Source organism: Mycobacterium sp. PSTR-4-N (assembly GCF_022348085.1).
Classification (GTDB): Bacteria; Actinomycetota; Actinomycetes; order Mycobacteriales; family Mycobacteriaceae; genus Mycobacterium.
Genome location: NZ_JAKRFN010000005.1, coordinates 232,660 through 244,689 on the forward strand (window position 1 = coordinate 232,660; position 12,030 = coordinate 244,689).

The 12,030-nt window shown below is 67.1% G+C and carries 11 protein-coding genes; 4 read left to right on the top strand and 7 right to left on the bottom strand.

The annotated features are described in order from the left end of the window. Positions 1-2: 2 nt before the first annotated feature. From MHN84_RS09810 to MHN84_RS09830, 5 genes are all read right to left on the bottom strand, one after another. Positions 3-620, bottom strand: coding sequence for a CIA30 family protein (locus tag MHN84_RS09810; RefSeq protein WP_241204434.1), 618 nt, complete (start codon positions 618-620; stop codon positions 3-5). A gap of 1 nt (position 621) precedes the next feature. Further along, complete coding sequence (locus tag MHN84_RS09815) at positions 622-1,092, bottom strand: DUF4174 domain-containing protein (RefSeq protein ID WP_241204435.1); 471 nt, start codon at positions 1,090-1,092, stop codon at positions 622-624. 66 nt (positions 1,093-1,158) lie between these two features. Then, on the bottom strand, positions 1,159-2,880 hold the full coding sequence (locus MHN84_RS09820) for a glycerol-3-phosphate dehydrogenase/oxidase (RefSeq protein WP_241204436.1): 1,722 nt from the start codon (positions 2,878-2,880) through the stop codon (positions 1,159-1,161). A 31-nt stretch (positions 2,881-2,911) separates the two neighbouring features. Beyond that, positions 2,912-4,429, bottom strand: coding sequence for a glycerol kinase GlpK (glpK, locus tag MHN84_RS09825; protein ID WP_241204437.1), 1,518 nt, complete (start codon positions 4,427-4,429; stop codon positions 2,912-2,914). A 42-nt stretch (positions 4,430-4,471) separates the two neighbouring features. Continuing rightward, complete coding sequence (locus MHN84_RS09830) at positions 4,472-5,305, bottom strand: MIP/aquaporin family protein (RefSeq protein ID WP_241204438.1); 834 nt, start codon at positions 5,303-5,305, stop codon at positions 4,472-4,474. Between the two features lie 172 nt (positions 5,306-5,477). Here MHN84_RS09830 and MHN84_RS09835 point away from each other — a divergent pair, with 172 nt between their 5' ends. Genes MHN84_RS09835 through MHN84_RS09850 form a run of 4 tightly spaced genes read left to right on the top strand, consistent with a single transcriptional unit; the run spans position 5,478 to position 8,695 of the window. Then, positions 5,478-6,239: an IclR family transcriptional regulator gene (locus tag MHN84_RS09835; RefSeq protein ID WP_241204439.1), complete on the top strand. Its 762-nt coding sequence runs from the start codon at positions 5,478-5,480 to the stop codon at positions 6,237-6,239. Next, on the top strand, positions 6,236-7,771 hold the full coding sequence (gene glpK, locus MHN84_RS09840; protein ID WP_241204440.1) for a glycerol kinase GlpK: 1,536 nt from the start codon (positions 6,236-6,238) through the stop codon (positions 7,769-7,771). The genes MHN84_RS09835 and glpK (MHN84_RS09840) overlap by 4 nt, the downstream gene beginning before the upstream one ends. Positions 7,772-7,794: 23 nt before the next feature. Next, positions 7,795-8,232, top strand: a complete 438-nt coding sequence (locus tag MHN84_RS09845) for a MarR family transcriptional regulator (RefSeq protein ID WP_241204441.1) — start codon at positions 7,795-7,797, stop codon at positions 8,230-8,232. A 34-nt stretch (positions 8,233-8,266) separates the two neighbouring features. Then, positions 8,267-8,695, top strand: a complete 429-nt coding sequence (locus MHN84_RS09850) for a hypothetical protein (RefSeq protein ID WP_241204442.1) — start codon at positions 8,267-8,269, stop codon at positions 8,693-8,695. On the opposite strand, the gene MHN84_RS09855 is transcribed toward MHN84_RS09850, so the two are convergent. Together MHN84_RS09855 and MHN84_RS09860 are read right to left on the bottom strand one after the other, a co-directional pair. Then, positions 8,658-10,850, bottom strand: coding sequence for a glycoside hydrolase family 3 C-terminal domain-containing protein (locus tag MHN84_RS09855; RefSeq protein WP_241204443.1), 2,193 nt, complete (start codon positions 10,848-10,850; stop codon positions 8,658-8,660). The two genes, MHN84_RS09850 and MHN84_RS09855, sit on opposite strands and share 38 nt — an antisense overlap. 39 nt (positions 10,851-10,889) lie before the next feature. Continuing rightward, entirely contained in the window at positions 10,890-11,987 is a 1,098-nt protein-coding gene (locus MHN84_RS09860; RefSeq protein WP_241204444.1) for an acetylserotonin O-methyltransferase, read from the bottom strand. Positions 11,988-12,030 lie beyond the last annotated feature (43 nt).

Consider the following 12,030-nt stretch of genomic DNA (forward strand, 5'->3'; position numbering starts at 1 on the left):
CGTCAGGACGTTGCGTCGATGCCGGTGATCGTGATCGTTAACGGGCCCTGCTGCTTGTCGAGGATGTAGACGGCCACCTCGTCGATGGTCGAGGGATCGAGCAGGCGTGGGGCGTTCGGTTCAGGGTCCAGACGCATCCCGACTGGTTCGAACCCCTCGACGGGTAGCGCGTAGTCGCCGGCGATCCCGGCGTCGGTGCGGAACCGTTGGATGTAGGACCACGGGTGCCCGGCGACGCCGAGCTCGAGCACGTAGGTCTTGCCGTCGCCGATGGCCCGCACGTTCAAAGCCGTGGCACCGGCGGCCTTCTGCCCGATGCCGGGGTCCTGCGGGCCACGGGCCGAGGCGAACCCGCCGTTGTTCTCCAGCGACACGGTGCCGGAGAACTCGAGTCCGCCTCCGCCGAATGCGACGCGGGAGGTGGACTTTCCGCCCATCACCGGGTCGTTGACCGTGGTCCAGCCGGCCACGGCGGCGGCGTTGTCGAGCGCCACCAGACTCACCGCACGGCCGCTCGGCGCGATCGTCGTCTCGTCCGCATTGGCAGGCCGGCCGCATGACACGACCAGAGCCGAGATCATGAGAGCGATGCCCAACAGCCACCGTCGATTCCGCGACATGTCAGCAACCCCCTGCGGCGGAACCCATCTCACGGCTCCGCATGGGCATACCGTCGATCACCGAGTAGACGACCTCGAGATCCGGGACGTCGTCGGTGCGCCACTTCTCGCCGCCGTCCTTGCCGACCAGCACCACGCTGAACGCGTCCGGAGCCACGGCGTACCGCTGCCGCAGGCGATCCACCTCACCCCGGTCCATCACCGCGCCGTCGAGAGTGCTGCTGCCACCGGCGACCACCACCGCGAGCACCATGTCGCGGTCGGCGAACCCGCACCGGGCATCCTCGATTCTGCGGAGAGTCTCCGCCAACCTCGGGTCGTCCCCGGCGGGGGCGAACACGACGAGAGGGCGACGCTCCCAGAGGTAGTCACCGAGTCCGCCGGCCCATGCCGTCGCCGAACCGAGCGCGGCGCTGACCGCCACGAGGGTGGCGACGAACGCCGACCCCACCACGCTGCGCTGTCGGGCCATAGTGACCACCACGGTACCGAGGCATCGGTCGGGTACGCGATGCGCGCCTGTCGGCATGGTTCCGGCTCAGCCGACCGGGACGATGTCGGCGGCCCCGAGTCGCGCACCGTCGGCCGTCTCGTCGTCGGGCATCGACTGGCTCTCGCGTTCGGCGGCGACCCGTGCGAGATAGTGGGCGATCTCGCGGTCGGTGTGCTCGTCGGACCATCCGAGTGTCGGTGCCATCAGATGTGCCACCTCCGAGCAGGATTCGGTGCCCCGATCGAACGTCTCGATGGAGATCCGGGTACGCCGGCACAGGATGTCGTCGAGATGTAGCGCACCCTCGTGCGTGACGCCGTACACCACCTCGGCGCGCAGATAGTCGTCGGCGTTCGGCAGTGGTGCTGCCAACGATGGGTCATCTCGGATCAGTGCAAGGATTTCGTCGATCATCGACCCGTAGCGGTGCAGCAGGCGGGCGATGCGCGCCTCGCCCAGACCGGATTCCGCGGCCAGATGCGCCCGGGCATTCCACATCGCCTGGAAGCCGTCCGCCCCCAGCAGCGGGATGTCCTCGGTGATGCTGCCGGGTATCCGGCGGTCGAAGGTCTCGCCCAGCCCGTGCACCGCCTCGTCAACGGCGTCCTTGGCCATCACTCGATAAGTGGTGTACTTGCCGCCGGCGATCACCACCAGTCCCGGAACGCTGTGCGCAACAGCGTGTTCGCGCGAGAGCGCGGAGGTGTCCGCGCTTTCACCGGCGAGCAGAGGCCGCAATCCGGCGAAGACTCCCTCGACGTCGGATTCGATGAGCGGCGTCCTCAGCACGGCGTTGACCTGATCCAGGAGATAGGTGATGTCCCGCTGGCTGGCTGCAGGGTGAGCCTTGTCCAGGGACCAGTCGGTGTCGGTCGTACCGATGATCCAGTGTCGCCCCCACGGGATGACGAACAGCACCGACGACTCCGTCCGCAGGATGATGCCGGTCGACGAGCGGATGCGATCGCGTGGCACCACGAGATGAATGCCCTTGCTCGACCGCACGTGGAACTGTCCGCGTTCGTTGGCCATCGCCTGGGTGTCATCGGTCCACACACCGGTGGCATTGATGACCTGCCGGGCTCGAATCGTGTGCTGTCGGCCGTTTTCCAGATCGACGACCATGGCCCCGGTCACGCGCTCCCCCTCCCTCAACAGGTTGACGACGCGGGTGCGGCTGGCGACCTGCGCCCCGTAGGCGGATGCCGTGCGCGCGATCATCATCGTGTGCCGGGCATCGTCGACCTGCGCGTCGTAGTACTGCAGAGCGCCGACGAGAGCGTCTTTCCTCAGCGATGGCGCCTCTCGCAGCGCACCGCGGCGGGTCAGGTGGCGGTGCAGCGGAACTCCGGCGCCGTGGCCGGATGCCTTCGACATCGCGTCGTAGAGGGCGAGCCCGGCACCGAGATATATTCGCTCCCAACCGCGGTGCTTGAGGGGATAGAGGAACTTCACCGGCCGAACGAGATGCGGTGCAAGCTTTTCGAGCATCAGTCCTCGCTCGGACAATGCCTCGGCGACCAGTCCGAAGTCGAGCATTTCCAGATAGCGCAACCCGCCGTGAATCAGCTTGCTCGATCGACTCGACGTACCGGAAGCGAGATCGCGCGCCTCGACCAGTCCGGTTCGCAGACCGCGGGTGGCGGCATCGAGGGCTGCGCCGGCACCGACGACTCCTCCGCCGATGATCAGGACGTCGAGTTCAGTGGCGGCCATGTTCTCCAGTGCCGCGGTGCGGCGCTCGGGGGAGAGGGGCAATGTTTGCATGTGAGTTCACCTTTCGAAGTGAAGATCGCGATCAACTGACGTCGACCCAGTCGAGCGTGCGGTGGACTGCCTTCTGCCATTCGGCATGCCCGGCCTGACGCTGCTCGTCGGTCCAGGCAGGATTCCAGCGCTTGTCTTCAAGCCAGTTCTTGCGCAGTTCGTCGGTGTCCTTCCAGAAGCCGACGGCCAGACCGGCCGCGTACGCGGCACCGAGCGCGGTGGTCTCGGCGACCACCGGTTTCACCACGTCGACGCCGAGCACGTCTGCCTGAATCTGCATACACAGGCTGTTCGCGGTGATGCCGCCGTCGACCTTCAGGACCTCGAGGTGCACACCGGAGTCGGCCTCCATCGCGTCGACGACGTCGCGGCTCTGGTAACAGATCGCCTCCAGTGTGGCCCGTGCCAGGTGCGCGTTCGTGTTGAACCTCGACAATCCGACAATCGCGCCCCGGGCATCTGAGCGCCAGTGTGGCGCGAACAGACCGGAGAACGCGGGCACGAAGTACACCCCGCCGTTGTCGTCGACCTGGCGTGCGAGTACTTCGGATTGAGCTGCGCCGCTGATGATCCCGAGCTGGTCGCGCAGCCATTGCACTGCCGATCCCGTGACGGCGATGGAACCCTCGAGGGCGTACACCGCAGGAGCGTCGCCGAACTGGTAGGCGACCGTGGTGAGCAGACCCGACGACGAGCGCACGAGATCTTCGCCCGTGTTGAGCAACATGAAGTTCCCGGTCCCGTAGGTGTTCTTGGCCTCGCCCGGCGCGAAACAGACCTGACCGACGGTCGCGGCTTGCTGATCGCCGAGAGCGCCGGTGAGCCGGACTTCACCGCCCAGCGGTCCGTCGGCCAGGGTGAGTCCGTACGGTTCGGGCGACGACGAGGGGACGACCTCCGGCAACATCTGCCGCGGGATACCGAACAGTGCGAGCAGTTCGTCGTCCCAGTCGAGGGTCTCCAGGTTCATCAGCATGGTCCGGCTGGCATTGGTCACGTCGGTGACGTGGACACCACCGTGACTGCCGCCGGTCAGGCGCCACAGCAGCCAACTGTCGGTGTTGCCGAACAGCGCCTCACCGCGCTCGGCGGCCTCCCGCACTCCGTCGACGTTGTCGAGAATCCACTGGATCTTTCCGCCGGAGAAATACGTTGCCGGGGGCAGACCGGCCCTGTGTCGAATGGTCTCACCGTGACCCTGGGCTTCCAGTGCACTCGCGATCCGGTCGGTGCGGGTGTCCTGCCAGACGATGGCGTTGTAGTAGGGCCGTCCGGTCCGCTTGTTCCACACCACGGTCGTCTCCCGCTGATTCGTGATGCCCAGCGCGGCCAAGTCGCTGCTGACCAGCCCGGCCTTGCCGAGCGCGGTTTGGATGACCGAGGACGTGCGTTCCCAGATCTCGACCGGGTTGTGTTCGACCCACCCGGCCCGCGGCAGGATCTGTTCGTGTTCGAGCTGGTGTGCGGCCACGACGTTGCCGCCGTGATCGAACACCATGAATCGGGTGCTGGTCGTGCCTTGATCGACGGATCCGACGAAGTCGGCCATGGGAATCACCTTTCTGACGAGCGAGTGTGGGGGTGGTGCGGCTCAGCGGTCGTGAAGCGCGGCGTGCGGTTCCACGCCGATCTCCTGGGGTTGCGTGCCCGTGGCGGGGAGGAAGCGCTCGATGCCGAACACGAACAGCGCGCCACCGATCAGCCCGCCGATGATCGGCGCGACGATGGGAACCCAGAAGTAGAGCTCGGGACCGTTCGCCGAGAACATCGCTTCGTGATAGCCGGTGATCCAGGATGCGACCCGCGGACCGAAATCGCGTGCCGGGTTGATCGCGTAACCGGCGTTGGTACCCCACGCCATGCCGATGGCGACCACCAGAAGCCCGATGATCAGGGGCGCGGTGTTGGCCAGCGGGGGATTGTTGACGGCGCTGGTCAGGGCAAAGATCACCATGACCAGCAGCGCGGTTCCGACGATCTGGTCGGAGAACGCCGTCAGGATCGAGACGCCCTCGCCCGGAGAAGTGGAGAAGATGCCCTGGGTCGCCTTGGTGTGTGTGGCGTCCACTGCGGCGATCTGATCGGCGTACACGAAGCGGACTGTCAGGGCGCCGATCAGGGCACCGACCATCTGGGCGCCGATGAAGGGCAACACCTTTCGTCGATCGAAGCCCCGGAAGGCTGCGAGCGCCACGGTAACCGCCGGGTTCAGGTGGGCGCCGCTGATACGGCCCGCGACGAAGACGGCCATCGTGACGCCGAGACCCCAGCCGAACGCGATCGAGTTGTGGTCACCGGAGGTGACCGACTCCGGGAATCCGCCGGTGACGACTTGAGCGACGACCCCGCAGCCGAACAGGACCAGGATCGCGGTCCCGAGCATCTCGCCAGACAGCTCGCCGACCAAGGGATGTTTCGTCTTCATCGTTGACTCCTTCATGCGTATCGCGACGTCCCGCATCGGGCACTGGTTGTGGTGACGTGTTCCGAACGTAGGGACGAGGTGTGATGCGCATCAACGCCGTCTGTTCGACAATGTCGAATGCAACGACGTGGCCTGGGTCTCACCCTTGCCTGAACAGTGAGGAGCGCACCGCATGCCGGGTCCGATACAGGCGATCGCGCGGGCGACCGCGATCATCGACCTGATCGAGCGCAGCGATCGAGCGATGCAGTTGCGGGAGATCGCCCAGGACGTCGGGTTGTCCAAGACGACAGCGCACGGCATCCTGCGGACGCTGGTGGACCTGGAGTACCTGGATCAGGATCCCGACAGCGGGCACTACGCACCGGGACCGCGCATGCATCCGGGCGAGGACGTTCCGCTCGACGGGAACGACCTTCGTTCGGCGGCGATGCCGTGGGCGGACGCATTGGCGCTGAGTACGGGCTTCGAGGTGCTGATCACGGTTCTCGACGGTCAGGAAGCCGAGATCGTGCACCACGTGTTCCGGCCCGACGACCGACGCCAGACGCTGCGTGTCGGGGAACGTCTGCCATTGCACGCCACGGCATGCGGCAAGCTCGTACTCGCGTATTCACCACTGCGCGAACGACTTCTACGGAATCTGACGTTGGAGCGGCTGACCCGTCGAACGTCGACGAACCGCGCGAGGCTCACTGAGACGATGACGCAGATCAGAACAGGCGGGATCGCCTTCGCCGACGGGGAGTACGACCCCGACTACGCTGACATCGCGGTACCCGTCCATGCCCGCCGCTCCGGCGTGGCAGCGATGGCTGTGCACGGTGCGCCAGAGGAGTTGCTGGGTGCGGACGGCAGCCCGCGCGGCGGCATCGTGGCTGAGTTGCGAAACGCGTCGGCCGCGGTGATGCACACGCTGGACGTGACCCGATGACCGACCAACGCGTGGTCGCGGCGATCGACCTGGGCACCACCTCGGCGCGCTGCATGGTGTTCGACCAGCGCGGCCGCATGCTGGCGATCGCGCAACGCGAACAGCGCCAGACTTTCCCGCAACCGGGCTGGGCCGAACAGGATGCCCTCGAGCTGTGGCATCACGTCCAGCGGGTCGTGCCGGAGGCCGTGACGGCCGCCGGACTGGATCCCTCCAACGTCGTCGCACTCGGTATCGCCAACCAACGCGAGACCACCGTGGTGTGGGATCGTCGGACAGGTCGCCCTGTCGCTCCCGCAATCACATGGCAGGACACCAGAACCGGCCCCGTCATCGATCAGATCGCCCCACACGCCGGGGACTTCCGGAAGATCGCCGAGCTCGACCCGGCCACGTACTTCGCGGCGCCGCGACTGCGTTGGCTGCTCGACAACATCCGCGGGCTGGAGTCTCGGGCGCGCAAGGGCGAGGTGCTGTTCGGCACCCTCGAGTCGTGGCTGATCTGGAACCTCACCGGCGGCCCGAAAGGTGGCGTCCACGTCACCGACGTCACCAACGCCAGCAGGACACTGCTGATGGACCTGCACACCTTGCAGTGGAGTACCAAGCTGCTCGGAGTGTTCGACATTCCGGAAGCGATGATGCCCGAGATCGTGTCGAACGGCGAGGTCTATGGCCGGTGCGCGACGGTTCTGCGCGGAGTGCCGATCGCGGCCGCCCTCGGCGATCAGCAGGCCGCGCTGTTCGGTCAGATGTGCTTCGAGCCCAGCGATGCCAAGTGCACGTACGGAACCGGGGCGTTTCTGTTGATGAACGTCGGCACCTCGATCGTGCGGTCCAGCCACGGTCTGCTGTCCACCGTCGCCTACGCCGCCCCGGGAACCGAACCGATGTACGCCCTGGAGGGTCCCATCGCAGTCGCGGGGTCTTTGGTTCAGTGGTTCCGCGATTCCCTCGGGGTCATCAACACCGCCCCACAGATCGAGACGCTCGCCCGCACCGTCGAGGACAACGGGGGGTGCTACATCGTTCCTGCGTTCTCCGGAATCCTTTCTCCACATTGGGATCCCGACGCGCGCGGGATCGTGGTCGGACTCACTGCCTACATCACCAGGGGGCATCTCGCGCGCGCGGTGCTCGAAGCCGTCGCATGGCAGACCTGGGAGGTCGTCAACGCGATGACCGTCGATTCCGGTGTGTCGCTGTCGCGGCTGGCCGTCGACGGCGGCATGACGTCGAACCATCTCCTGATGCAATTCATCGCCGATGTGCTCGACGTGCCGGTGATGCGCCCGTTCGTGTCGGAGACGGTGTCGTTGGGTGCCGCGTATGCTGCGGGCCTCGCGATCGGATACTGGCCCGACCGGGCCGCCCTGCGCGCCAACAGGCATGTCGCGGCCGCGTGGTACCCGGATATGGATCCCCGGGTGCGCCGACGCGAGGCCTCGGGCTGGCGTTCTGCGGTGACGCGCGCGTTGAGTGTCGACAACGCCGAAACGCAGGACGATCAAAACTCGGTTGTCCACAATTGAGCTGCGTGCGATACAGTTCTGGCGTGCCCGGCCCCCGTCTCGACGAGCAGCTGTGCTTCGCGCTGTACTCCGCGTCGCGTGCTGTCACGGCTGCGTACCGACCACTTCTGGAGGAACTGCAGCTGACCTACCCGCAGTATCTGGTGCTCATGGTGCTGTGGGAGGAAGAGCCCTGCACGGTCGGCCATCTGGGTGATCGCCTCCATCTCGACTCGGGCACCCTGTCGCCCCTGCTCAAGCGTTTGGAGTCGGCCGGCCTGGTGCGCCGTCAGCGCAGCGCCGCCGATGAGAGGCGCGTCGAGATCTCCTTGACAGCGCAGGGCCGCGCCCTGGAAGAGCGTGCGGCCTGCATCCCGGACCGGCTGCTGGGCTCGAACCAGTCGGCCGCCGCGGATCTCGCCGTGCTGCGTGACGCCCTGCAGCAGGTGACCGCGGACCTGCACGCACGCGCCGCCGACTGACATCACCGACCTGACAACCACGAGAGGTTCACCTGTGTCCGAACTGCCTGCTCCGCCACCCACCACCCGTGCCCGGACCATCGGTCGCCTGGTGCTGGCGGGTGCGATGGTCTTCGCCGGCTCCAGCCACCTGTTCTGGGCGCGCAAGGAGTTCCAGGCGCAGGTGCCCACATGGGTGCCGATGGACGCCGATGGTGTCGTGATGGCCTCGGGCGGTGTCGAGATCACCCTGGGCGTCGGACTCGCGCTGCTGCGGCGGGACCGTGTCCTGGTCGGCAGGCTGCTCGCAGCGTTCTTCGTGCTGATCTTCCCGGGAAACATCGCCCAATTCGTCAATCAGGCCGACGGTTTCGGGCTCAACAGTGACACCAGCCGGTTCATCAGGCTGCTGTTCCAGCCCGTGCTGATCGCCTGGGCGCTGTGGGCTACCGGGATTCCGCGGGGGATTCCGCGCCGGCGCTGAGGATCCGCTCCACGGCAGCCACGGCCTCGCCTGCCCCGAAAGCCCTCAGGCGGCTCAGCGGCATCGACGAGATCATCGTCAGCATGTCGGTTCCGAGGCCGTCCCCCGGGGCCATGGCCTGGAACAGCTGGAGCAGCCCCGGGCCGACGACAGGATCGGCGAGCAGTTCACCCAGTGTGGAGTCCGTCGTCAACGGAATCTGCACGGGATCGCCCGACACCTGAATATCCGTACTGCACATGATGTTTCGGCTTGATCCACCCACTCTCACGCAGCATCGGCCGCCTTCCACGACCCACTCCTCGATGCGGTCGTCCCAGTGCGCGAGCTCGGTCCGCGGGATGTTCATCGTCACGGTGGCGTCGGCCCCGCTCTCCAATTCGACGACGTCGAACGCCTTGAGTTCCTGGGGTGGTCGGGTGACGGCCGACTCCGGGAAGGCCAGATACACCTGGACGACCTCCCGGCCGGACCGATCGCCGATGTTGCTCACCGTAACCGACACGGTGACGCCGGCGTCGTCCACGGCGGCGGACAAGTCGCTGTAGCGGAAGTCGGTGTAGGACAGTCCATGACCGAACGGAAAGGTCACCTCGATGTCGCGGGCGTCGTATCCCCGGTACCCGACGAAGACGCCCTCCCCGTAACGCACCTGGGAGTGCTCGCCGGGGAAAGTGAGAAACGAGGGCACGTCCTGCAGGCGGACGGGCACTGTCTCGGCGAGTCTGCCCGACGGGTCGGTGATACCGAAGAGAACATCGGCGATCGCGGCGCCACCGCCCTGCCCGAGCAAAGCGCCATCGAGAATCGCTGCGGCGCAGCGGTTCACCTCCGACAACCGCACGACACCGCCGTGCGAGAGCACCGCGATCGTGCGGGGTTGCACCGCGCGGACGGCTTCCAGCAGCCGGATCTGCTCAGCCGGGAGATCGATGTGCGTGCGGTCGTGACCTTCCGACTCATCCTCATCCCAGAGGCCGAGGAACACCACGGCGACGTCGGCGGCACGCGCCGAAGAGACGGCCGCGTCCGTGTCGTCAGCGCCCTCCTCGAAAGTGACCTGCCCGCCGGCGCGGGCCCGGATCTCGTCGAGGGGCACGTCGAGCTCGGCCGCGTTGATGTGTGAACTGCCACCGCCCTGGTAGCGCGGGTGGACGGCGAAACGACCGATCACAGCGACGGTTTCGTGCGCAGACAGCGGGAGGACCGCGTCGTCGTTCTTGAGCAGCACGATGCTGCGCGCCGCCGCCTCACGGGCCAGCAGGTGGTGGGCGCGTCGATCGATGGCCACCGGTTCGGCGGCAGCCGCGCGGCGCAACAGCCGCACGACGCGAGCGGCGGATTCGTCGACCACGTCCGGGTCGAGCCGGCCCTGCCCGACGGCGGCGACGACATCGTCGTCCATTGTCGCGTCACCTCCGGGCATGGCCAGGTCCAGACCGGCCGCCAGCGCCGCGACCCTGTCTGCGACCGCACCCCAGTCGCTGACCACCAACCCGTCGAAGCCCCACTCCCCACGCAGGACGTCGGTCAGCAGCCACTTGTTCTCCGAGGCGTGAACGCCGTTGATCTTGTTGTAGGAGCACATCACGGTCCAGGGCTGCGTCTGGGTGACCACGATCTCGAAGCTCTTCAGGTAAATCTCCCGGAGCGCCCGCGCGTCGACCTGCGAATCGGAGCGCATCCTGTCGGTCTCGGTGTTGTTCGCCGCGAAGTGTTTGACCGAGGCGCCCACGCCTCGGGCCTGCAGACCGTCGACCCATGCGGCGCCGAGGCTGCCGCTGAGCAACGGATCTTCGGAGTAGTACTCGAAGTTGCGCCCACAGCGCGGATCGCGCTTGATGTTGACGCCGGGGCCGAGCACCACGCTCACCCCGAGTGCGCGGGCCTCGTCGGCGATGGCGGCCGCGACCCGGCGGACGAGATCGCGGTCCCAGCTCTGTGCCAAGCCCGCAGCCGGCGGAAAGCACGTCGCGGGTGAGCTGGCGCCCAGACCAAGATGGTCTGCCGTGGCGTGCTGAACGCGGACGCCGTGCGGACCGTCGGTGAGCGTGATCGCCTGTAGGCCGGCGACGGTCTTGGTCTGCCAGAACGACGCTCCGCTACCGAGCGAGGCCTTCACATGCAGCGGCAGGTCCGAGGTCGACGTGTCCATGATGACGACGGTACGCACGCGCCGTGTGTCGCCGACGGGTCAGGAGTGCCCGACCTTCGTTGCCTCGATGATGTCGTGCGGCACGACGGAAAAGGTCCGACCGGTGGGCCGCAGTCCCGCGCCGACGAGCAACCTCTCGATCTCCTCTTTCGACCGCAGCCTGCCGCCGTCGCGCTGCGTGAGAGTGTGCAGATCGAGCAACGGAGAGAACGGATTCGGACGGTTGCGCGGCTGCAGGTATTCGATCACCAGGAGTGTGGCGCCGACGGGCATGCTCGCCGCCACGGTCGCGACGATGCTCGCGCAGCGGTCGTCGTCCCAGTCGTGCAGGACGTCTTTGAGGATGTAGACGTCGGCGGTGGCGTCGACGGAACCGAAGATGTCTCCCTCGACGCGCTCGATCCGGTCGGCGACGCCGCGTTCGGCGAGGAAGCGGTCCGCTTCGGCGATCATGGCGGGACTGTCGACCAGGATTCCGCGCAGCTCCGCCTGGGTCTCGGTCACGATCACCGACAGCAGCGTCCCGATTCCGCCGGCGACGTCGCACACCACCGCACCGTCGGGCCATGGGTAGACGCGCGCGATCCCGCGCGCGATCATGCTGGTCGCCTGCCGCATCGTCGCCGCGAAGATCTGTTGCTCGTCGGGATGGGCCGCATACCAGTCCCACACCGACATACCGTGCACGAGCTCGAAAGCGCTTCGGCCGCTGCGCACACTCGCCGCGAGACCACCCCACGCGTCGACCGTCGACCGCATTCCCTTGTAGCGCATCCACGCCCGCAGTGACGAGGGATGGTCACTGCGCAGCACCGCACCCATGGGGGTCAGTCGGGCCGCACCCGTGCGACGGTCGAGGGTGCAGAGGCCACCCGCGGCCGCCCCGCGCAGGAGGCGATGAGTGGTCTCCGGGTCGCAGTCGAGACGCGTGGCGATCTGATGAGCGGTCATCGGCCCGGCGGCGAGCACATCGGCGATCCCGAGCTCGGCGACTGCTGCGGCGATCTGCACTCCGGCGACACCCTCACCGAGGTCGAGCATCGCGAACTGCGGCGGCACCAACCTGTCGGCGAAGCGCTTGAGCCCGCGCCGAAGCGCGAGCGTGGCCAGCACCACGGGTAGGGGCGTCGACGGCATCCGTGCAGGCTACCTGCGTGGCATGCGCAGATCGCGGACCCTG

What these genes read in the sequence shown, in the direction of transcription:
- glpK (WP_241204437.1), bottom strand. Translation starts at nt 4,429, where the DNA reads ATGGCCGACTTCGTCGGATCCGTCGATCAAGGCACGACCAGCACCCGA.
- MHN84_RS09820 (WP_241204436.1), bottom strand. Translation starts at nt 2,880, where the DNA reads ATGCAAACATTGCCCCTCTCCCCCGAGCGCCGCACCGCGGCACTGGAG.
- MHN84_RS09830 (WP_241204438.1), bottom strand. Translation starts at nt 5,305, where the DNA reads ATGAAGACGAAACATCCCTTGGTCGGCGAGCTGTCTGGCGAGATGCTC.
- glpK (WP_241204440.1), top strand. Translation starts at nt 6,236, where the DNA reads ATGACCGACCAACGCGTGGTCGCGGCGATCGACCTGGGCACCACCTCG.
- MHN84_RS09835 (WP_241204439.1), top strand. Translation starts at nt 5,478, where the DNA reads ATGCCGGGTCCGATACAGGCGATCGCGCGGGCGACCGCGATCATCGAC.
- MHN84_RS09810 (WP_241204434.1), bottom strand. Translation starts at nt 620, where the DNA reads ATGTCGCGGAATCGACGGTGGCTGTTGGGCATCGCTCTCATGATCTCG.
- MHN84_RS09815 (WP_241204435.1), bottom strand. Translation starts at nt 1,092, where the DNA reads ATGGCCCGACAGCGCAGCGTGGTGGGGTCGGCGTTCGTCGCCACCCTC.
- MHN84_RS09860 (WP_241204444.1), bottom strand. Translation starts at nt 11,987, where the DNA reads ATGCCGTCGACGCCCCTACCCGTGGTGCTGGCCACGCTCGCGCTTCGG.
- MHN84_RS09855 (WP_241204443.1), bottom strand. Translation starts at nt 10,850, where the DNA reads ATGGACACGTCGACCTCGGACCTGCCGCTGCATGTGAAGGCCTCGCTC.